23 protein-coding genes, 2 pseudogenes and 1 riboswitch are annotated in these 19,694 nt (G+C 57.8%); of the genes and pseudogenes, 13 read left to right on the top strand and 12 right to left on the bottom strand.

Annotated elements, in window-relative coordinates:
* Positions 1 to 48 precede the first annotated feature (48 nt).
* Together dnaK and grpE are read right to left on the bottom strand one after the other, a co-directional pair.
* Entirely contained in the window at positions 49 to 1,965 is a 1,917-nt protein-coding gene (gene dnaK, locus IOD17_RS18155) for a molecular chaperone DnaK (protein WP_233686433.1), read from the bottom strand.
* 99 nt (positions 1,966 to 2,064) lie between these two features.
* A pseudogene (grpE, locus tag IOD17_RS18150) lies at positions 2,065 to 2,637 on the bottom strand (nucleotide exchange factor GrpE); the annotation flags it as partial.
* 152 nt (positions 2,638 to 2,789) lie between these two features.
* On the opposite strand from grpE, the gene recN reads away from it, so the two are divergent.
* Positions 2,790 to 4,463: a DNA repair protein RecN gene (gene recN, locus IOD17_RS18145; protein ID WP_233686431.1), complete on the top strand. Its 1,674-nt coding sequence runs from the start codon at positions 2,790 to 2,792 to the stop codon at positions 4,461 to 4,463.
* A 59-nt stretch (positions 4,464 to 4,522) separates the two neighbouring features.
* Here recN and fur read toward each other — a convergent pair whose 3' ends face one another.
* Entirely contained in the window at positions 4,523 to 4,927 is a 405-nt protein-coding gene (gene fur, locus IOD17_RS18140) for a ferric iron uptake transcriptional regulator (protein WP_233686430.1), read from the bottom strand.
* 97 nt (positions 4,928 to 5,024) lie between these two features.
* Between fur and IOD17_RS18135 the strand changes: the two genes are divergently transcribed.
* Positions 5,025 to 5,543 (top strand): outer membrane protein assembly factor BamE, encoded by a 519-nt coding sequence (locus tag IOD17_RS18135; RefSeq protein WP_233686429.1) that lies wholly within the window; start codon positions 5,025 to 5,027, stop codon positions 5,541 to 5,543.
* A gap of 66 nt (positions 5,544 to 5,609) precedes the next feature.
* On the opposite strand, the gene IOD17_RS18130 is transcribed toward IOD17_RS18135, so the two are convergent.
* Together IOD17_RS18130 and IOD17_RS18125 are read right to left on the bottom strand one after the other, a co-directional pair.
* Positions 5,610 to 5,930: an RnfH family protein gene (locus IOD17_RS18130; RefSeq protein ID WP_233686428.1), complete on the bottom strand. Its 321-nt coding sequence runs from the start codon at positions 5,928 to 5,930 to the stop codon at positions 5,610 to 5,612.
* Positions 5,923 to 6,357, bottom strand: a complete 435-nt coding sequence (locus IOD17_RS18125) for a type II toxin-antitoxin system RatA family toxin (protein WP_233686427.1) — start codon at positions 6,355 to 6,357, stop codon at positions 5,923 to 5,925. Before IOD17_RS18125 ends, IOD17_RS18130 begins: the two co-directional genes overlap by 8 nt.
* Before the next feature lie 234 nt (positions 6,358 to 6,591).
* Here IOD17_RS18125 and smpB point away from each other — a divergent pair, with 234 nt between their 5' ends.
* The gene (gene smpB, locus IOD17_RS18120; protein ID WP_233686426.1) at positions 6,592 to 7,074 is read left to right on the top strand and encodes an SsrA-binding protein SmpB; all 483 of its coding nucleotides are present in this window, start codon (positions 6,592 to 6,594) and stop codon (positions 7,072 to 7,074) included.
* Positions 7,075 to 7,135: 61 nt separating this feature from the next.
* On the opposite strand, the gene IOD17_RS18115 is transcribed toward smpB, so the two are convergent.
* The gene (locus IOD17_RS18115; protein WP_233686425.1) at positions 7,136 to 7,765 is read right to left on the bottom strand and encodes a LysE family transporter; all 630 of its coding nucleotides are present in this window, start codon (positions 7,763 to 7,765) and stop codon (positions 7,136 to 7,138) included.
* Positions 7,766 to 7,847: 82 nt separating this feature from the next.
* On the opposite strand from IOD17_RS18115, the gene IOD17_RS18110 reads away from it, so the two are divergent.
* The 4 genes from IOD17_RS18110 (at position 7,848) to IOD17_RS18095 (ending at position 11,217) form a co-directional block, all read left to right on the top strand.
* Positions 7,848 to 8,813: a 2-hydroxyacid dehydrogenase gene (locus IOD17_RS18110; protein WP_233686424.1), complete on the top strand. Its 966-nt coding sequence runs from the start codon at positions 7,848 to 7,850 to the stop codon at positions 8,811 to 8,813.
* A gap of 28 nt (positions 8,814 to 8,841) precedes the next feature.
* A complete protein-coding gene (locus IOD17_RS18105) occupies positions 8,842 to 9,840 on the top strand; it encodes a class I SAM-dependent methyltransferase (protein WP_233686423.1) in 999 nt (332 codons plus the stop codon).
* 36 nt (positions 9,841 to 9,876) lie between these two features.
* Positions 9,877 to 10,012, top strand: a riboswitch (yybP-ykoY riboswitch).
* A 72-nt stretch (positions 10,013 to 10,084) separates the two neighbouring features.
* Positions 10,085 to 10,669 (top strand): TMEM165/GDT1 family protein, encoded by a 585-nt coding sequence (locus IOD17_RS18100; protein ID WP_233686422.1) that lies wholly within the window; start codon positions 10,085 to 10,087, stop codon positions 10,667 to 10,669.
* A gap of 104 nt (positions 10,670 to 10,773) precedes the next feature.
* On the top strand, positions 10,774 to 11,217 hold the full coding sequence (locus tag IOD17_RS18095) for an ester cyclase (protein ID WP_233686421.1): 444 nt from the start codon (positions 10,774 to 10,776) through the stop codon (positions 11,215 to 11,217).
* Positions 11,218 to 11,272: 55 nt separating this feature from the next.
* On the opposite strand, the gene IOD17_RS18090 is transcribed toward IOD17_RS18095, so the two are convergent.
* Complete coding sequence (locus tag IOD17_RS18090) at positions 11,273 to 12,085, bottom strand: M48 family metallopeptidase (protein ID WP_233686420.1); 813 nt, start codon at positions 12,083 to 12,085, stop codon at positions 11,273 to 11,275.
* 172 nt (positions 12,086 to 12,257) lie between these two features.
* On the opposite strand from IOD17_RS18090, the pseudogene IOD17_RS19560 reads away from it, so the two are divergent.
* Both IOD17_RS19560 and IOD17_RS19555 read left to right on the top strand, forming a co-directional pair.
* Positions 12,258 to 13,553 (top strand): annotated as a pseudogene (locus tag IOD17_RS19560) (HAMP domain-containing protein); the annotation flags it as partial.
* Positions 13,554 to 13,565: 12 nt separating this feature from the next.
* The gene (locus IOD17_RS19555) at positions 13,566 to 14,408 is read left to right on the top strand and encodes a methyl-accepting chemotaxis protein (protein WP_418904294.1); all 843 of its coding nucleotides are present in this window, start codon (positions 13,566 to 13,568) and stop codon (positions 14,406 to 14,408) included.
* Positions 14,409 to 14,470: 62 nt separating this feature from the next.
* On the opposite strand, the gene IOD17_RS18080 is transcribed toward IOD17_RS19555, so the two are convergent.
* From IOD17_RS18080 to IOD17_RS18070, 3 genes are read right to left on the bottom strand one after another with little or no spacing between them, the layout of a single operon-like run.
* Positions 14,471 to 15,091: an SOS response-associated peptidase gene (locus IOD17_RS18080; RefSeq protein ID WP_233686418.1), complete on the bottom strand. Its 621-nt coding sequence runs from the start codon at positions 15,089 to 15,091 to the stop codon at positions 14,471 to 14,473.
* A 49-nt stretch (positions 15,092 to 15,140) separates the two neighbouring features.
* On the bottom strand, positions 15,141 to 15,401 hold the full coding sequence (locus IOD17_RS18075; protein WP_233686417.1) for a putative signal transducing protein: 261 nt from the start codon (positions 15,399 to 15,401) through the stop codon (positions 15,141 to 15,143).
* Positions 15,401 to 15,583, bottom strand: a complete 183-nt coding sequence (locus IOD17_RS18070) for a CPXCG motif-containing cysteine-rich protein (RefSeq protein WP_090375916.1) — start codon at positions 15,581 to 15,583, stop codon at positions 15,401 to 15,403. The genes IOD17_RS18075 and IOD17_RS18070 overlap by 1 nt, the downstream gene beginning before the upstream one ends.
* Before the next feature lie 348 nt (positions 15,584 to 15,931).
* Between IOD17_RS18070 and IOD17_RS18065 the strand changes: the two genes are divergently transcribed.
* A complete protein-coding gene (locus IOD17_RS18065) occupies positions 15,932 to 16,546 on the top strand; it encodes an Eco29kI family restriction endonuclease (protein WP_233686416.1) in 615 nt (204 codons plus the stop codon).
* Complete coding sequence (locus IOD17_RS18060; RefSeq protein ID WP_233686415.1) at positions 16,515 to 17,720, top strand: DNA cytosine methyltransferase; 1,206 nt, start codon at positions 16,515 to 16,517, stop codon at positions 17,718 to 17,720. Before IOD17_RS18065 ends, IOD17_RS18060 begins: the two co-directional genes overlap by 32 nt.
* Before the next feature lie 60 nt (positions 17,721 to 17,780).
* Here the strand turns inward: IOD17_RS18060 and IOD17_RS18055 are convergent, their stop codons facing one another.
* Both IOD17_RS18055 and IOD17_RS18050 read right to left on the bottom strand, forming a co-directional pair.
* Positions 17,781 to 18,050, bottom strand: a complete 270-nt coding sequence (locus IOD17_RS18055; protein ID WP_233686414.1) for a DNA-binding protein — start codon at positions 18,048 to 18,050, stop codon at positions 17,781 to 17,783.
* A gap of 170 nt (positions 18,051 to 18,220) precedes the next feature.
* Positions 18,221 to 18,454, bottom strand: coding sequence for a hypothetical protein (locus IOD17_RS18050; RefSeq protein WP_233686413.1), 234 nt, complete (start codon positions 18,452 to 18,454; stop codon positions 18,221 to 18,223).
* A gap of 5 nt (positions 18,455 to 18,459) precedes the next feature.
* On the opposite strand from IOD17_RS18050, the gene pflM reads away from it, so the two are divergent.
* Positions 18,460 to 18,789 (top strand): lysogeny maintenance protein PflM, encoded by a 330-nt coding sequence (gene pflM / locus IOD17_RS18045; RefSeq protein ID WP_233686412.1) that lies wholly within the window; start codon positions 18,460 to 18,462, stop codon positions 18,787 to 18,789.
* A 457-nt stretch (positions 18,790 to 19,246) separates the two neighbouring features.
* A complete protein-coding gene (locus tag IOD17_RS18040; RefSeq protein ID WP_233686411.1) occupies positions 19,247 to 19,609 on the top strand; it encodes a hypothetical protein in 363 nt (120 codons plus the stop codon).
* The last annotated feature ends 85 nt before the right edge of the window (positions 19,610 to 19,694 follow it).

Raw genomic sequence — 19,694 nt, 5'->3', positions numbered from 1 at the left:
CCGGGCGTGGCTTGCGCCACACCCGGCCAGAGCGGCATAAGCTTGCGCTTACTTGTTGTCTTTGACCTCTTCGAACTCAGCGTCGACCACGTCGTCCGCTGCGTCCTTGGCTTGCTCGCCACCGGCCGCCTGAGCACCCGGCTGTGGCTGCTCGGCGTACATTTTTTGCGCCAGCGATGCAGTCACTTCGGACAGCGCAGTCATCTTGGCTTCGATCTCGGCCTTGTCGTCACCCTTGATCGCTACTTCCAGCGCGCTCAATGCGGTTTCGATGGCTGCTTTCTCATCAGCCGTGGCCTTGTCGCCCGCTTCGGTGATCATCTTGCGGGTGGCATGCACCAACTGATCGCCCTGGTTACGCGCACCGGCCAGCTCCTCAAACTTGCGGTCTTCCTCGGCATTGGCCTCGGCGTCACGCACCATTTGCTGGATCTCTTCCTCGGACAGACCGGAGTTGGCCTTGATCACGATGGACTGCGACTTGCCAGTGGCCTTGTCCTTCGCACTGACGTGCAGGATGCCGTTGGCGTCAATGTCGAAGGTCACTTCGATCTGCGGCACTCCGCGCGGCGCTGGCGGAATCTCGGCCAGGTCAAACTTGCCCAGCGACTTGTTACCGCTGGCTTGCTTACGCTCGCCCTGCAGCACGTGAATGGTCACCGCGCCCTGGTTGTCGTCCGCAGTGGAGAACACCTGCGACTTCTTGGTCGGAATGGTGGTGTTCTTCTCGATCAGCGCCGTCATCACGCCACCCATGGTTTCGATACCCAGAGTCAGCGGGCTGACGTCCAGCAGCAGTACGTCCTTGACGTCACCAGCCAGAACGGCACCCTGAATGGCTGCCCCCATGGCTACGGCTTCGTCGGGGTTGACGTCCTTGCGGGCTTCTTTGCCGAAGAAGTCAGCCACGGTTTTCTGCACCAGCGGCATACGGGTCTGACCACCGACCAGAATCACGTCGTTGATCGAACCCACGTCGATGCCGGCATCTTTCAGCGCGATGCGGCAAGGCTCGATGGTGCGCTGCACCAGATCCTCAACCAGGGCTTCCAGCTTGGCGCGGGAAATCTTCACATTAAGGTGCTTCGGCCCGCTCGCGTCTGCAGTGATGTACGGCAGGTTGACGTCGGTCGACTGGCTGGAAGACAGCTCGATCTTGGCCTTCTCAGCAGCTTCTTTCAGGCGCTGCATGGCCAGCGGGTCACCCTTGAGGTTCATGCCGCTTTCTTTCTTGAATTCGTCAACGAGGTAGTCGATCAGACGAATGTCAAAGTCTTCACCGCCGAGGAAAGTGTCACCGTTGGTGGCCAACACTTCGAACTGGTGCTCGCCATCGACTTCAGCGATTTCGATCACCGATACGTCGAAGGTACCGCCACCCAGGTCATAGACGATCACGGTGTGGTCGCCCTTGGCCTTGTCCATACCATAGGCCAGCGCGGCTGCGGTCGGTTCGTTGATGATGCGTTTGACGTCCAGACCGGCAATACGGCCGGCGTCCTTGGTGGCCTGGCGCTGGCTGTCGTTGAAGTAAGCCGGAACAGTGATCACGGCCTCAGTAACCGCCTCACCGAGGTAGTCTTCGGCGGTCTTCTTCATTTTCTTCAGCACTTCGGCGCTGATTTGCGGCGGCGCCATTTTCTGGCCGTTGACTTCCACCCAGGCGTCACCGTTGTCCGCCTTGGCGATCTTGTACGGCACCATCTGGATGTCTTTCTGTACCACGTCTTCTTCGAAGCGACGGCCGATCAGACGCTTTACCGCATACAGGGTGTTGTGCGGGTTGGTCACTGCCTGACGCTTGGCCGACTGACCTACCAGAATTTCGCCATCATTGGCGTAAGCGATGATCGATGGCGTGGTGCGTGCGCCTTCGGCGTTCTCGATAACCTTGACGCTGCCGTTTTCCAGAATAGAGACGCAGGAGTTGGTGGTCCCCAGGTCGATACCAATAATTTTGCCCATATTCACTCTCCCGAAACTTTGATAATTCCGCCGCTGTAACTGGTCAGCGGCGGTAGCACTAAAACGCTTGACTGTTTAATGGGGGCTGCCTGACGAATTTCAAGCCTGCTCATCAATCGATGGTGGCGCTTCGGCCGGCGCCTTGCTGACCACCACCATCGCGGGGCGCAGCAGACGACCATTGAGCATGTAACCCTTCTGGAACACCTTGAGCACACTGTTGGGCTCGACATGGGTGCTTTCCTGCAGCGCCATGGCCTGGTGATGCTCAGGGTTGAACGGTGCACCGTGTGGATCAATCGCCTCCAGCTGGAAACGCTTGAGGGTGTCGTGGAACAGCTTGAGCGTCAGCTCCATGCCTTCACGCACCGCCTTGATCGCCTCATCGTCCGGATTCGACAGCTCAAGGCCACGCTCCAGGCTGTCCACCACCGGTAGCAGGTCGTTGGCGAATTTTTCCAGGGCGAACTTGTGTGCCTTCTCGACATCCTGCTCGGCGCGGCGGCGCACGTTCTGCAGATCGGCAGCCATGCGCAGCGACTGATCCTGCGCAGTGGCCAGTTGCTCTTCCAGCGCTTGCACGCGGGCAACCAGGTCATCGCCCGCAGCCGCGTCGGCAGCTGTTTGTACATCGGGGTTCTGCGTATCCAGGGTCTGTTCGTCAGCCATGCGTCTCTCCTCTTGAAATTCGACGCGAGCCTCAACTCACGTGTCTGACCGCTATATGGGGCCAAAAAATGTGGTTTCAAGGACCGCGTACGGATTGTCAGCCCACAAAAAAACACTGTATAAATAACCAGACATGAACTTGGGAGGCCCTCGCCATGCTGGTGCACCTGTCCGTACACAACTACGCCATCGTTGAACACCTTGATCTAGAGCTGGACACCGGCATGAGCGTGATCAGCGGTGAGACCGGTGCGGGTAAATCGATCATGCTCGACGCCCTTGGCTTGACCCTGGGTGATCGCGCTGACAGTGGCGTGGTGCGTCCCGGTGCGGACAAGGCCGACATCCTCGCCAGCTTTGACCTGACCGATATCCCCGAAGCCCGCGCCTGGTTGGCCGAGCGCGACCTGGACAATGACGGCCCCTGCATCCTGCGCCGGGTGATCACCGCCGAAGGCCGCTCGCGCGGCTATATCAATGGCGCACCCTGCCCACAAGGCGACCTCAAAGCGCTGGGCGAACTGCTGATCGATATCCACAGTCAGCATGAACACCAGTCGCTGCTCAAGGCCGACACTCACCGCCGCCTGCTCGACGAGTACGCCGGCAGCCAGGAGCTGGCGCGCCAGGTGCAACTCGCCGCACAGCGCTGGAAGCAGACGCGCAACGAACTGGAGCGCGTCTCCAACATCGGCGACGAACAGCGTGCCCGTCATCAACTGCTCAGCTATCAGCTGGAAGAGCTCGACAACCTGGCCTTGGGCGAAGACGAACTTGAGCAGTTGGAGCAGGAACACAAAAACCTGACCAACGCCGAAAGCCTGCTCAGTGCCTGCCGCCTGGTGATCGAACAATGCAGCGAGAATGACGCGGGCAACGTGCTGTCCGCCCTGACCAGCAGCCTGAATCGCCTCGGCGCATTCAAGGGTCAGCCAGGCGCATTGAGCGAAGCCAGCAACCTACTGGCCAGTGCACAGATCCAGATCGAAGAAGCGGTTGGTGAGCTCAATCGTTTCCTCGATCACTTCGAGGCTGACCCGGAACGCCTGCAACAGATGGAAGAACGCCTGGACGCGATCTACACCCTGGCGCGCAAGCACCGCATTCAGCCCAGCGAACTGGGTGCCATGCAACAGCAACTGTTCGAAGAGCTGGAGAGCCTGAATGCCGACGACCAGGCCGCCGAGCGCCTGAGCGAAGAATTGGCCGCTTTTGAACGGCACTACCAGGAAAAAGCCGCCGAACTGAGCGCCCTGCGCCATAGCGCTGCCAGCCAGCTGGCCAGTGCAGTCGAACAGGAAATGCAGACCCTTGGCATGCCAGGCGGGCGCTTCACCATCAAGCTAACGACCAACAGCAGCAGTGAACCGCAGCCTAATGGCCTGGAACAACTGGAGTTTCTGGTCAGCGCCAACCCTGGCCAACCGCTGAAAGCCCTGGCCAAAGTGGCCTCGGGCGGTGAATTGTCACGCATCAGCCTGGCGATTCAGGTGATCACCGCACAAACCTCACGGGTACCCACACTGGTGTTCGACGAAGTCGACGTTGGTATCGGCGGCCCCACCGCCGAAGTGGTGGGGCAACTGCTGCGCCGCCTCGGTGAACGCGGCCAGGTGCTGACTGTCACCCACCTGCCACAGGTTGCCGCGCAAGGGCACCAGCACCTGTTCGTGCACAAGGTGCGTGACAGCGATGCCACACGTACTGCGGTCAGCAAGCTAAGTCCCGCCGAACGCGTCGAGGAAATCGCCCGCATGCTTGGCGGCGTTGATCTCACCGAAGAGTCCCTGGCCCACGCGCGACAAATGGTCAGCAGCGCCCAAGCCTGATCAATCCACCACAATGCAAAAAGGCGACCCGAGGGTCGCCTTTTTCATAGCAGTCGTAATCAGCTTTTCTTGCGTACGTACAGCACCAGATTGTGATCGACCAGCTCGAAGCCGTGCTCCTTGACGATTTCCTTCTGACGCCTCTCGATCTCGGGATCAAAGAACTCGATCACCTCACCCGAGTCGACACACACCATGTGGTCGTGGTGCCCGCTGTCAGCCAGTTCAAATACTGCGTGACCACCATCAAAGTTGTGGCGCACCACCAGACCTGCGGCTTCGAACTGAGTCAGTACACGGTAAACAGTGGCCAGGCCAACATCGTCGCCCGCCTCCATCAGGGATTTGTAAACGTCTTCTGCACTCATATGGCGCTGACCGGCCGAGTCGAGCATTTGCAGAATCTTGACCCGTGGCAGGGTCACTTTCAGGCCAGCCTTGCGTAGTTCGCTATTTTCAACCATGGTCTGCTTTCTCGCGGAAGCGGCTTCGCAGCTTCCCTTATTGCGGGTATGATCCGGGTTTATGTTGCCCAGCCAAGATAGTGGAAGTCACCCTCCGATGCAAAAAACCAAGCTCCTGCTGACCAGCCTCACCCTCACGGGGCTACTCGCACTCGCCGGTTGTTCATTCCCCGGGGTTTATAAAATCGACATTCAACAGGGCAATGTCGTGACGCAGGACATGATAGACCAGTTGCGCCCAGGAATGACCCGCAAACAAGTGCGGTTTATCATGGGCAACCCGCTGCTGACTGACACCTTCCACGCCAATCGTTGGGACTATCTCTACAGCATCCAGCCCGGCGGCGGTCAACGTCTGCAAGAGCGCGTCAGCGTCAACTTCAACGCCGACGACCAACTGGTAGGCCTGTCCGGTGACTTTATGCCGGGCGTCAGCCGTGACCAGGCAATTCTCGGTGAAGACAGCGGCGTTACCACCCCGCAGACGACCCAACAGCCAAAAGCCGAAGAGAAGCCGGCACCAGGCTCACTGCTTGAGCAGATTCAACGCGAAGTGGACGATGTAAAAGTGGTTCCAGTGCCTGTACCAGAACCCCTGGAAAGCACGCCGCAGTAATATTCGCTCATACAAAAAGCCCGGACATGTCCGGGCTTTTTCGTTTCAGGGTGACCCGTTCAGCACTCAGTTTCCGCCGCCCTCAGCTCTGGTCTGTGCCGCCTTGGCCGCGCGCTGTTTGCGCACCTCTTTTGGGTCAGCGATCAGTGGTCGGTAGATTTCCACCCGCTCACCGTCTTCCAATACCCGCTCATCCGGCTTGCTGACGGCTTTGCCAAAAATGCCAAGCGGGCTGTTCTGCAAATCCAGGCCGGGGAAATGCGCCTGCATACCGGACTGCAAGGCAGCCTGACGTACTGTGGTGCCATACGGCAGGCTCAGGCGCAGCAATTTCTGCTTGTCAGCAAGGGCATAAACCACTTCAACCACAATGTTCGGCTTATCCATAGAGTTGCTTGGCCCGTTGGCAGAAGGCATCCACCAGCGTATTGGTGGCCTGGTTGAACAAGGGCCCCAGCGTCGCCCGCACCAGCGGCCCGGCGTAGTCAAACGTTAAGTCCAGGCTGATTTTGCAGGCCTTGTCACCCAGCGCCTTGAACTCCCACTGGCCATATAACTGAGTAAACGGCCCTTCGACCAGGTTCAGCTTGATCGACTCCCCTGGCACCAGGGTATTGGCCGTGACGAAGCGCTGACTCAAACCGCCCTTGGCCACCGCCAGGCTGGCACGCATATGGGTTGCGCTGACATCCAGTACTTCACTGGCCGAACACCAGGGGAGGAACTGCGGGTAGCTGGCCACATCATTGACCAGATCAAACAATGCCTGGGCCGGATAGGGCAGCAGCGCCGAACGCTGAATATGGGTACTCATAACGCAATCACTTCACTTAACCGTCTGCAGGCCATTGGCACTGCCATGGAAACCACCACCCGAAAGGCGCGGCCATACGAATCAGCCACTGACCAGGCACTTGATACACTGCGTCATCAGCGCGGCAATTATACCCAGCAATACAACTCAGAACCGCTTTCTCTGTAACAGCGACCGTATTGCCGTATCGCACACATAGCGCCCGCGTCAGTGACTCCCTATAATGCGCGCCCTATGGCTAAACAAAAGAAACACCCGCAAGGCACCATCGCGCAAAACAAGAAGGCGATGCACGACTACTTCGTCGAATCCAGGTTCGAGGCTGGCTTGGTCCTGGCCGGCTGGGAAGTGAAGAGTCTGCGCGCCGGCAAAGCTCAGCTGGTCGACAGCTACGTGCTGCTCAAGGACGGCGAGGCCTGGCTGATGGGTTGCCACATCACCCCCCTGAAAACCGCCAGCACCCACGTGATTGCGGACCCAACCCGCACCCGCAAGCTGCTGCTGAACAAGCGTGAGCTGGACAGACTGTTCGGGGGCGTGCAGCAGAAAGGCTACACCTGCGTGGCCACATCGTTGTACTGGAAGGCGCACCTGATCAAATGCGAAATCGCCCTGGCCAAGGGCAAGAAGGATTTCGACAAGCGCCATACCGAGAAAGAGCGCGACGCCGACCGCGAAGTGCAGCGTGCTATGCGCAGCAAAGGCAAAGACGAGTAAGCCCGCCGACTCAACGAAAAAGCCCCGCAAATGCGGGGCTTTTTCATAACAGGCACCAGGCCTAGCGCAACTCGCTGAAGGCCAGTTTCACCCCGAGCCCCACCAGTACCGCACCCATCAACCGATCAAACCAGTGGCCCATCCGCGCAAACCCGGCACGCACCCGCTGGTGACTGAACAGCTGGGCCACCATACAGAACCACAATGCCGTGGCTACCGCGAGGTAGACACCGTAGCCCGCTTGCACCGGCAACGGCGTATGCGGGTTGATCACCACGGTAAACAGCGACAGGAAGAACAGCGTAGCCTTAGGGTTCAAGCCGTTGGTTACAAAGCCCGCGACAAACGCAGCGCGCGGTGAACGCCCTGCTGCCTCCAGGCTCAACTCTGCATCAGCAGGCACCGCCGGCTTGGCGCGCAATGCGCGAATACCGATATACAGCAGATAGCCTGCCGCCAACCATTTCAGCGCATTGAACAGCACAATTGACTGCGACACGATCAAACCGATCCCCAGCAGCGAATAGGCCACATGGATAAAGATGCCGCAGCCCACGCCTATCGCACTGAAAACCCCAGCTCGCCGGCCATGGGTCACGCTCTCACGTACCACAATTGCGAAGTCCGGGCCCGGGCTGGCCACAGCCAGCAAGTGGATCAGGGCCACAGCTAAAAACTCGGTCCAGTACATGGGGCGGCTCCGCGACGTCGAAATGATTCTGTTAGGCTCGCCACCTTACTCCCCGCCCAAACCCGCAGGATAGATACAGCTGATGAGTAACAGTCACCGCGCGGTCTTTCTCGACCACAGTTCCCTCGACCTGGGCGACCTGGACCTGTCCAGCCTGAGCAGCTGCTTTGCCGACCTGCAGCTGTATCCACACAGCACCCAGGCACAAACCATCGAACGCCTGCAGGGCGTACAGGTCGCCATCAGCAACAAGGTGCCGCTGAATGCCGAGGTGTTCGCCGCCTGCCCGGAGCTGAAGCTGGTGCTGGTGGCCGCCACCGGTACCAACCCGATTGACCTGACTGCCGCCCGCGCCCACGGCGTCAGTGTGTGCAATTGCCAGGGTTACGGCACGCCCTCAGTGGCGCAGCATACGCTGATGCTGCTACTGGCACTGACCACGCGGCTGTCCGATTACCAGCAGGACATTCGCGCTGGCCGCTGGCAACAGGCACAGCAGTTCTGCCTGCTCGACCATCCAATTATCGAACTGCACGGCAAAACCCTCGGCCTGCTCGGCCATGGTGAACTGGGTGGCGCAGTGGCCAAACTGGCCGAAGCCTTTGGCATGCGTGTATTGCTCGGCCAGCTACCTGGCCGCCCTGCGCGCGCCGACCGCCTGCCACTGGATGAACTGCTGCCTCAGATCGACGCACTGACCCTGCATTGCCCGCTGAACAACGACACCCTGAATATGATCGGCGCTCGCGAACTCAACCTGATGAAGCCCACGGCCTTTCTGATCAACACCGCCCGTGGCGGCCTGATCAACGAACAGGCACTGGCTGACGCACTGCGTGCAGGCCACCTGGGCGGTGCGGCAACCGATGTACTGACCCAGGAGCCACCAAAAGACGGCAACCCCTTGCTCGCTGTCGATATTCCAAGGCTGATCATCACCCCGCACAGCGCCTGGGGCAGCCGCGAAGCGCGGCAACGCATCGTCGGCCAGCTCAGTGAAAATGCTCTGGCCTTCTTCAACGGCACGCCCATACGCGTTGTCGGCTAAGCTACGCGACTTTTTTCAAGGAGCGCTTATGGACCCGCGAAGCGAAGTACTGCTACGCCAGGCCGATCTATTCAAAGGCTCGCTGCTGCTTGCCGGTTTGCCAGCGGATGACCTGCTTGCCCAATGCCCTGAGGCCCACGGCTGGAGCTGGCATGCCGGTGAACACGCACTGCTGGACGCCCGCTTCAGCACTCGCTGCCACTTTGGCACCCAGCCCGGTGAGCGCGACTTTCACGCAGCCGTACTGTTTCTGCCGAAGTCCCGCGAGCTGACCGAATACCTGCTCAATACCCTGGCGGCGCGCCTCGACGGGCGCGAGCTGTTTCTGGTCGGAGAAAAACGCGCCGGCATTGAACGCGCGGCCAAGCAACTAGCGAACTTCGGCAAAGCACGTAAGCTCGACAGCGCGCGGCACTGCCAGCTCTGGCAAGTACGGGTTGAGCACGTATCCGCCGCGCCGAACCTGCATAGCCTGGCGCAACGCTATGAACTGCAACTGGCTGATGGCCCACTCAGCGTGCTCAGCCTGCCCGGCGTATTCAGCCACGGCCGCCTGGATGTCGGCAGCGCCCTGCTCCTCGAACACCTCGACGATCTACCCAGCGGCCATATTCTGGATTTCGGCTGCGGCGCTGGCGTACTCGGTGCGGCGCTGAAACGCCGCTACCCGGACAGCCGGATTACTCTGCTGGACGTGGACGCCTTTGCCGTCGAAAGTAGCCGCCTGACCTTGGCCGCCAATGGTCTTGAAGCCGATGTCATCAATGGTGACGGTATTGATGCCGCGCCCACGGGATTGAGTGCAATCCTCAGCAACCCACCCTTTCACCAGGGAGTGCACACCCATTACCAGGCCACCGAGCACCTGCTACGCCAAGCCAGCCAGCACCTGGCCAGCAAAGGCGAATTGCGCCTGGTCGCCAACAGTTTTCTCAAATACCCACCGCTGATCGAACAGCATCTCGGCCCCTGCCAGACCCTGGCCGACGCCCAGGGCTTTCGCATCTACTGCGCCCGCAAAGGCTAAACGGGACTTGCCCTATTACGGATGCGCGGGCAGAATGCGCGCGTCCTAGGGGAGTAGTCTCCCGCGAGCGCCAGCTCGCCCGGCACGCGTCAACATACTTGCTCCGCAGAGCATGGCGCGTGCGACCCAAGGCCCACTCAGAGGGGCCTGCGGTTTGACAAGACCTATGACACGCACACCTTACCCGGGGCGGGAAGGCTGTACGTGTCATAGCCGTGTCGACCCGCCCCTTTAGGAAAGCCTGATGCTCGAATCCCTGTTTGTCCCAACCTTTATCGTTGCCCTCGCCGAAATTGGCGACAAGACCCAACTGCTGGCCTTGCTGCTGGCGGCGCGTTTTCGCAAACCTTGGCCGATCATCTGGGGCATCGTCGTCGCGACCCTGGCCAACCACTTTGCCGCCGGGGCGATCGGTAATTGGGTTGCCAGCTTCTTCTCCCCTGCCACCTTGAGCTGGATCCTCGCCGCCAGTTTTGTCGCCGTAGCGCTGTGGACCCTGATTCCCGACAAACTGGATGACGACGAAAGCTCCAGCTTCAAGCGCTATGGCCCATTCCTGACCACGCTGATCGCCTTCTTCCTGGCGGAAATGGGCGATAAAACCCAGGTAGCCACGGTGATGCTCGCCGCGCAGTACCCGCATTTCATTCTGGTGGTCATCGGCACCACGCTGGGCATGTTGATCGCCAACGTACCTGTGGTACTGGCGGGCAACTTTGCCGCCGAACGTTTGCCACTGACCCTGATTCGCCGCCTGGCCGCCTGCGCCTTTGCAGCACTGGCGGTGTACGCGGGGTATCAAGCGCTGAAATTCAGCGGCTTTATTTGACATCGGTTTGACGCCAGGTCGCTGGCGTTTCGGCCAATACTCCGACTTTCGGACGGCTGTAAAGTGCGCAACATCCTGCCCACTCAGCCGTCAGGGAGACATGCATGTCACTGGATGATCGTAAAAAACTGGTTCGCCACCATATCGAACTCTCGTGGAACAAGGGCCGCACCGCGCTCGCCGAGCACATGCACAGCCCAGACTTTCTCTATAAAAGCTCATTTATCGGCCGACCACTGTCCAGCGCTGCCTTTGCCCAGATGGTGCAGGACATTCGCCATGCCATGCCTGACCTGCAAGTAGTGGTCGAGGAGTGCATCGCCGAGGGCGATAAGGTGGTGACCTGGAGCACCCTGATCGGCACCATCCAGAAACCTGCTCTGGGCTATCCGCCGAGTGACAAGGTGCTGAGCATTTCCGCCATGGCGTTCTGGACGCTGACACCGAACAACGAGATCAAGGAAATCTGCACCATGTTCGACATGGAGAGTTTCCGCGCACAACTCGGCCTGGCCACTCAGCCCTTTGCCGCCAAGGCATTGCCCTGAATAAATAGCACACAACAAAAACCGCCTAATTAGGCGTTTTTTTGTTTACCGCGTGTTAGCGCGCTTGCTCATACAACGGCATCACCTTGGGAATTGCCGCCTGCAGAGAAGCGATTCGGCTGCTCGACGAGGGGTGTGTGCTCATAAACTCTGGCGGGGCACCTTCGCTGGCGGCGGCCATTTTCTGCCATAGGCTGACTGCTGCATTGGGGTTGTAGCCGCCACGGGCCGCCAGCTCCAGACCGATGAGATCAGCCTCGTTCTCATTGCCGCGACTGTTGGGCAGCATCATGCCGTATTGCACGGCCGCATCTGCCAGGGCCAGACTGTCAGAACCCAGACCGAGCAAGGCACCCGCGCCCTGTTTGGCCAGCTCGACACCATAGGCTTTGGACATCGCCTCGCGGCTGTGCTCGCGCAGGGCGTGGGCCATTTCGTGGCCCATGATCGCGGCAATCTCATCGTCGGTGAGCTTGAGCTTTTCGATGATCCCGCTGTAGAAAATGATCTTGCCGCCTGGGCCGCAGTTGGCGTTCAGCTCAGGGCTCTTGATCAGGTTGACCTCCCATTGCCACTGCGCCGCATCCGGCCGGAACAACGGGGCATGCTTGATCAGGCGGTCGGCAATGGTGCGCAGGCGCTTGGCATTATTGCTGGTTTTATCCAGCACACCCTTGGTCGATGCTTCGCTCAGCGTCTGCTGGTAGGACTGCGCATACATCTGGTTGACCTCTTGGGTCGAGAGCATGCTGAACATGTACTGCTTACGCTCGACACCTACGGCGCCGCCACTGGTGGTATTCACAGCCTGGCATCCTGCCAGCAGCAAGGCCGCGACCAGCGCGGATAATGGCAACAACTGTTTCATGCTGAATCTCCTGGTGAACAAGCCTCGTATGCTAGGCCGCCCCTCCCGGCCGGGCAACCACCGAACTTGCAGAATGAGCAGAGGCCATCTTTTATCAGCACAGGGCGATTAAGGATTTCAGACAAACCTGCCGATAGCCTGGGATAGGCACATACCTCTTGCCGGAGTACCCATGAAGCTCAAGTCCATCCAGTTTTCCGTTGCCGCACTGGCCGGCGCGAGCGTCCTCGCCGTGGTCGTCGCGCTGGTGCTGTACGCCCTGTTTGCCAGCAACCGCAGTCAGGTACTGGTGCAGGAACGCACTCAGGGCTTGCTCGAACAGGTTATTGAACAACGCCTGACGGCCCTGGCCCAAGCGCAGGTATTGGAGATCCAGCGCGAACTGGAGTCACCCCTGCAGATCACCGCCGACCTGGCACGGGTCAATGCCTTGCTGGGCATGCAGGACAGCAATGGCAGCCCCCTGCTGTCGACCAGCCGCGAAGAACTGACCAATCTGGTGCACGAAACCACCGCACAGAACCCCAAACTGCTGGGCAGCTACATCGGCTGGGAGCCGAATGCCTTCGACGGCAACGACGATGTCTATGCCGGGCCCAAGGACAATGGCTACGATGGCACCGGACGCTTCATTCCCTGGTGGTTCCGCAATGCCGACGGTAGCCTGGGGATTGATTCGCTCGGTTCTCTGGAAAGTGAAACCCTGCTGCCCACCGGGGTACGCGAAGGCGAATACTACCTCTGCCCGAAAGAACGCAAACGCCCCTGTGTGATCGATCCCGCGCCCTATGACGTCGGCGGCAAGATGATCATGCTCGCGTCCTTCACCTCGCCCATCCTGGTCAACGGCGAATTCCGCGGCATTGCCGGGGCTGACCTGGCGGTGAACTTCATTCAGGAACTGCTGCTCAAGGCCAACAACCAGCTGTATGACGGCGCTGGGGAAATGGCCCTGATCGCCAGTAACGGCCGTCTGGTGGCCTCCACCCAGGCCCCGGACAAACTCGGCAAGCCGGCCAACGAGCTGCTTGATGCCAATGAAGTGGCTAATCTACAAGCCCTCAAGGCCGGCCAGGCAACCTACAACATCGACGAACAGGATGACCCGGCGAAGAATCACATCGAACTGTTCCTCAGCTTCAACATCGGCAACACCGATGCGCGCTGGGTGCTGATGCTGTCGCTGCCCGTCACGACTGTCATGGCCGACCTGCACAGCATGCAGGCCGACCTGCGCGCACAGGGCGAGGCAGACACCTTTGGCATGGCTCTGGTCGGCCTGCTGATTGCAGTGATTGGTCTGCTGGTGGTGTGGTTTGTCGGCTACGGCATCGCCCGTCCGTTGAAACAGATGGTGGCAATGCTCGATGACATCGCCCAGGGCGAAGGCGACCTGACCCGCCGCCTGAGCACCGACCGCGCGGACGAACTGGGTTTGATCGCCCTCGGCTTCAACACCTTCCTGAGCAAGCTGCAGGCCATGATCAGCCAGGTGGTCACCTCGGTACAGAAGGTCAGCGACTCCTCAGAGCACACCGCCGACATCGCCATCCGCACCAACCAGGGCGTGCAGAAGCAGATGGCGGAGATCGAACTGGTCGCCACTGCCGTGCATGAAATGACCGCCACCGCCCAAGATGTGGCGCGAAATGCCACCCATGCCGCCGAGGCCGCCAACCACGCGGACCGTGCTGCCAACCAGGGCAAACAGACGGTGCAGCATACCGCCGATGCGATCGCCGCCCTGGCCCAGGAAATCGGCCGGGCCGTGACCGTGGTGCAGACGCTGGCCAAGGACAGCGAAAACATCAACGCCATCCTAGTGGCCATCCGCGGGATTGCCGAACAGACCAACCTGCTCGCCCTCAACGCCGCTATCGAAGCCGCCCGCGCTGGCGAGCAAGGCCGTGGCTTTGCCGTGGTGGCCGACGAGGTACGCAACCTGGCACAAAAAACCCAGCAAGCCACCGAAGAAATCCAGACCATGATCCAGCAACTGCAACAGGGCACCCGCGATGTGGTCAAGGTGATGGAGGACAGTCAGAGCAAGACTGAAGTCAGCGTGCAACAGGCCAGCCAGGCAGCCGCCGCGCTGGAATCGATCACCCAGGCGGTCTCGGTGATCAACGACATGAACACGCAGATCGCCAGCGCCGCCGAGGAGCAAAGTGCCGTAGCCGAAGACATCAATCGCAACGTCACCAATATCGGCCAGGTGGCCAATGAAGTGGCCAGCGGTGCCGACGAGGCCAGCCAGGCCAGCGCCGAGCTGACCAAGCTGGCCGAGCAGCAGCGTCGCCTGATCAACCAGTTCAGGGTTTGATCCTGGCAGCAATAAAAAGGGCAGGCTGCGCGATAGCCTGCCCTTCTATCACCCAGTTCAATTTAGGCCGGCGTCAGGCATTCCGGCGCATCCAGCTTGGGATCGTTGACCAGATTAGCCAGCACCCGCTCGCGTAACTGTGGCTGCGGGCTGCTCAGCAACGCTTGCAGCTGCGCCGGAGAAGCATCTGCATCCAGCCAGGCATCTTGCGCCTCTTCACTGAGAATCAGTGGCCGACGCTGACTGGCCGCCGCCTGAGTCACCACTGCCACACTGAGGTAGACATGCCCCTCAACCGGATACGCCTCCCACAAGGCAGCAAAGTGCAGCAACGGCACGCCGTCGCCGCTTAACCAATACGGCCGCTTGCGTGCCGCCCCCCGCCACTCGTAGAAACCATTGGCCGGCAACAAACCACGACGCAGGCGAAACGCCTCGCGGAACATCGGCTGCTCGGCCAGGGTTTCAGCCCGCGCCTGGGCTGGGGTCTTGGTCAGGTCCGTCAGCCAGGGCGGCGTCAGTCCCCAGCGTGCACGCGCCAACTGACGCACGCCCTCGACATTGCGCAGCAGCAGCACCTGGCTATTGGGCGAGATGCTCCAATGTGGCAACTGGTCAGTGGGAAAACCGGGAGTGGCCGCAAAGGCAGGCGTCCAGCGAAACAGGGCAAAGCGTCCACACATGGGCAACTCGATGGCAAAGACAAAAAGACAGTGAATTCGGCGGGCGGCCTCAGCAGAGCAGCGTACCCTGGATACTCTCCGGCTCATCGCCAGGTAGCGGCAGCGCGGCATTGTACGCGGCGATAAGCTGTTGTGCGCTGTGTGCCTGCGCGTCCTCAACCATCACGCCGAGCAGACCGCAGGCAGGTAACTCACCCACCGCACCCGCCAAGTGCTGCCCGGTGAGATAGGCGTCGATCCCCTCACTGGCCAGCATCCCCAGCAACAGCTCACCTTCCATAAGGTCCTGCGGCTCGTAGATTCGCTGCATCAGTCATTCTCTCCACGCACGTCCAGGCTCCAGTCTTCGCCGTCGGTCTGCAGCGAAAACACGATGGGCCGACAGCACACCGGGCAATCCTCGATGTACTGCTGATCCCCCGCAGACAGATCAAGCAACGCCTCCACCTGCTCGCCGCAATAAGGGCACTGATAGTCCTGGCTTTCCAGCATCGCAGTCTCCTTGTGACTTGGGCGTATGATCGCTTACGCCTAACAATCTCTCACAACCCCTTATTTTTAGCCTCTTTTAGCCCCTCTACCGCCTCAATCTCTCACAATCTTGAACGAAAAATAGCCTTTGTAGTCACCCAGCCTTAGGTGCATTTAGTCATCTTTTTCCTTTCTCTAGTGACGATCCCTTCCGAAATCATGTAGTTTCCCACGCCGTCTGTGCCCGTTTCATGATGCGTAGCTTTATCTACTGCTACTGCACTTCACAGCATCCAACCAAGCACGGCTGCCTACACGCTCCAAACTAATAATTAAAAGTTTTCACCAACAAGAGAAAAGGAACATATCTTGTTTGACATCAACAATCACATTGTCAATATTTCTGACTCTAAAATAGATGCAGTAGTAAAACCTTGTTTTGATTTTTTTGAAGGCACTCCATATTTTCAACTTAACAACCTTCCAATATTCAGTGGCGCCGGAGTTTATGCTCTATTTCTGAAATCAACCGAAGGCTTGTGTTACGAAGGTATTTTGCCGCCCATGCATCCTATCTACGTTGGCAAAGCTGTGCCTTCAGGCTCAAGACAGGGCTTGAGAACTTTAAACAATGCAGCCTTACGATTAAGATTAAATAAACATCTTAGAAGTATTTCGGAAGCTAGAAACCTTAGGGAATCTGATTTTCTTTGCAGATTTATGATTCTTCAAGGCAGAGCAACTGATATGATAGGAGCAATGGAGTCCTACTTGATCAGGCAATACAATCCTCTTTGGAACTCATATATTGATGGATTTGGTATTAACGCACCCGGCGCGGGAAGGTATAATCAGTCCCCATCAGAGTGGGATACCTTACACCCTGGACGATACTATGCAGCCCAACTAACAGGGCAACCAAGAGCAATAGAGTTTATTATGCAAAAAATAAATGCATACAAACCTCCAAGAAGAGAATACTAAACAAATGCCAAGATTAAATTCAATTGAGCTTTTTGCTGGTGCAGGCGGCCTTGCAATAGGGCTTCATGATGCGGGTTTCACACCTAAAGCCATTGTTGAATTTAACAAAGATGCCTGCCAAACCATCCGTTCAAATAAAATATTTGATCACGGATCTTCTCTTTACGAAGGTGATGTATCTAAGTTTGACTACTTAAGCGTAACCGACACAGTAGATCTTGTTTCCGGCGGCCCACCTTGCCAGCCTTTCTCCCTTGGTGGAAAGGCTAAAGGCAACACAGATGCTAGAGACATGTTCCCTGAGGCTGTTCGTGCTATTCGCGAAAAAAGACCTCGCGCCTTTGTCTTCGAGAACGTTAAAGGATTACTCCGCAAGAGCTTCATCAATTATTTTGAATATATTATTTTACAACTGCAATATCCGTCTATTGCAAAAGAGCCTCAAGAAGACTGGCTACAACATCGATCAAGACTTGAGCGCTACCACACTCAAAGCAGTCATACAGAACTTGAGTACAATGTTGTATATCGACTTTTAAATGCTGCCGACTATGGCGTCCCTCAAAAACGCGAACGAGTATTTATTGTTGGATTTCGATCTGACATTAATGCCAACTGGTCATTCCCTCAGCCAACACACTCAGAAGATTCCCTACTATGGGACAAGTGGGTCACCAAATCTTATTGGGCAAGACACGGCATAAAAAACCCATTAGATAATGCAAAAGAAAAACATGCTGCTGAAAAGCTTATAAAAAAGTATGGTTTATTTGAACCCCAGCATAAGCCTTGGGTGACTGTTCGTGATGCAATTTGTGATCTTCCAGACCCTAGATCGCCTCTTGCTAAATCATACAATCACCATGAATTCAAAAGCGGCGCAAAAGTTTACCCTGGTCATACCGGAAGCTATATCGACGAACCCTCTAAGACCTTAAAAGCCGGAGGGCATGGCGTTCCTGGCGGTGAAAACATGATCAGGTTTGAAGATGGAAGCGTTCGCTACTTCACCGTTAGAGAAAGTGCGCGAATACAGACTTTCCCTGATTCTTTCGAGTTCCAAGGTGCTTGGGGTGAAGTAATGCGTCAGCTTGGTAATGCCGTACCTACCGAACTAAGTAGAAAAGTTGGCCAGTCAATATTTCAAGCTCTCCACTTGAATAAGACCGCTTGACAAGCAGCTTTCTACTTTACGTTGTTGTCCTTCCGAACCATCGCCGGGCCACTTCCGCTGTTATCTGCTGCCCGCTTTTTGTTCTGCTAATTTTCCATCCGCTTCGCTGTACCCCGGACTGATCTGTCCACGTCCGGGGTCTATCTCCCCGTGAACGATGTACAGCTCATACTCCGGGTACGCCTTGATCAGCGCAGCGAAGTCCTCAAGCCTCGCTTTCGTCCTTATGTCGGTCGCAACCGTCTGCCAGCGCTGCCGCTCTTTACCGGTGCGCTTGGCCAGCGTTGAGGGCCCTATATAACGGACAACCTCTCTTAGCCTTTCTTCCATATTCTAAATTCATCTAAAAAATGAGGAACATTACCTGTGTGAGGAAATATTCATGAGGTATTATTCCTCACAAATGAGGAAATATTCCTCACACTTACTTATTAGACATTATGAGACTTTGTGAGGTTAGCGGCTATGGCAGGCACACGTAATCAACAGGGAGTGGCACGCTAATGCAGGTTATCGTGACGTTTCCCCCATTCTGCACCCGTGAAGAATTCGCCCGCCTGACTGGCCTTGAAGCCAAGGGCAAAACCGTTGTGCTTGGCATGTGCAACGTAGCCACCCTTCCAACCGTCAACGTTGGCCGTCATTCCCTGGTGAACGTCCACCAGCTCCTTCAAGACCTCCAGCAAGGCAAAACCGAGTTTTTGCCCGGCGACTACAGCTAAGGGGGTTTGCATGAGCCATGAACCTCTACTCTCCAGCCCAGCACGCCGAGAACTGCGACTGCTCTGTCTGCTGGTCAAAGGCCGAGATGGCCAAGCCCACTACTGGCCAGTCCAAACCCTGCGACCAATGCCGCCCCGCGTCTGCTTCGCGAGTGCGTATTACACAAATGCGTTTAATCGGTGGCGTCTGGAAGGTTCAACAGGCGCAGTGGTCAATAACCCCGGCCTTTACCTGCGAGAAACACACGCCAAGCGACCGACCGCCCAAGTATTGGAGCGTTGTGGAAAACATCGGCAAGCCGGTGCCTTTCGTGCCGCTACACGAACCTTTCGAGCTGACGGGGTGAGCGCATGATCGGCTTTGACCCTCTTTCTACGTTTGTTCTCTGCCTAGTCCCGATTGTCTGCGTGATTGGTGGCTACTGGCTCGGCCGTATGGCCAGCACTCCAACGCTTGGCAGGACTGATCCACGTTTGGCCTATACACACGCCGAGCGCCTCGGTTTTACCTTCGGCATTGTTGCTGCCTTGGCAATCATTCAAAGCAAGACAGGCCCACCCAGTAGATCGCCGCCTGTGTCCGGGACTGGTTCACCAGTCGCGGGCGCAGGTGGCGAAACGGGATGACAAGGGCGAGGCCCTTGGTGTTCACCGCAAAACAGTTCAACGCATAACCCGGCTTTAAACCCCGGCAAGTCGAGAAAACCACTCTCGGGAAAAAACGAAAGTTTCCCCGCGTGGACTCGCTCGGCCTGCTGAAAGGTAAATCAGCGCAATAACGCGCAACTAAGCGAGGAAGTAAACATGGCACGCACAACTATGGAATTGGCATTTATCAGCGCTGAACGCGTGAAGTTCGACAACGTGGATCTGGTGAAGGTCTATCTGGGCGATGAACCGGACGGCGAAAAGGACGTGGGCATTTCTCTGCTCTCAATGCAGGTATCCGAAGACGTTCGCGATGAAGTCTGGAACTCCTGCAAAGACCTCGATGTGCTGGAGCCCGTCCGCGTCACCGTTGAAATCGAACGCGGCTCAAAGAACGCCGGCAAATTCATCGTGCTGCACGTCGAGTCTGCCAAGACAGCCCCCCGCGCTGCAGCTCCACAACCCAACGGCCAACAAGCCAAACCAGCGGCCCAGGCTGCTGACCCGGCCAAGTCCTAAGCAGGCCGGCTCCCGTGGTGTGGATGTTCTGCAATCACTGCCGCAAGACCTCGCCGGCTACTAGCTGGCGTGTGATCTGCGCCTG

Origin of the sequence: Pseudomonas anguilliseptica (assembly GCF_021375795.1) — a bacterium.
GTDB lineage: Bacteria > Pseudomonadota > Gammaproteobacteria > Pseudomonadales > Pseudomonadaceae > Aquipseudomonas > Aquipseudomonas anguilliseptica_A.
This window is presented reverse-complemented; position numbering and strand designations above follow the sequence as displayed.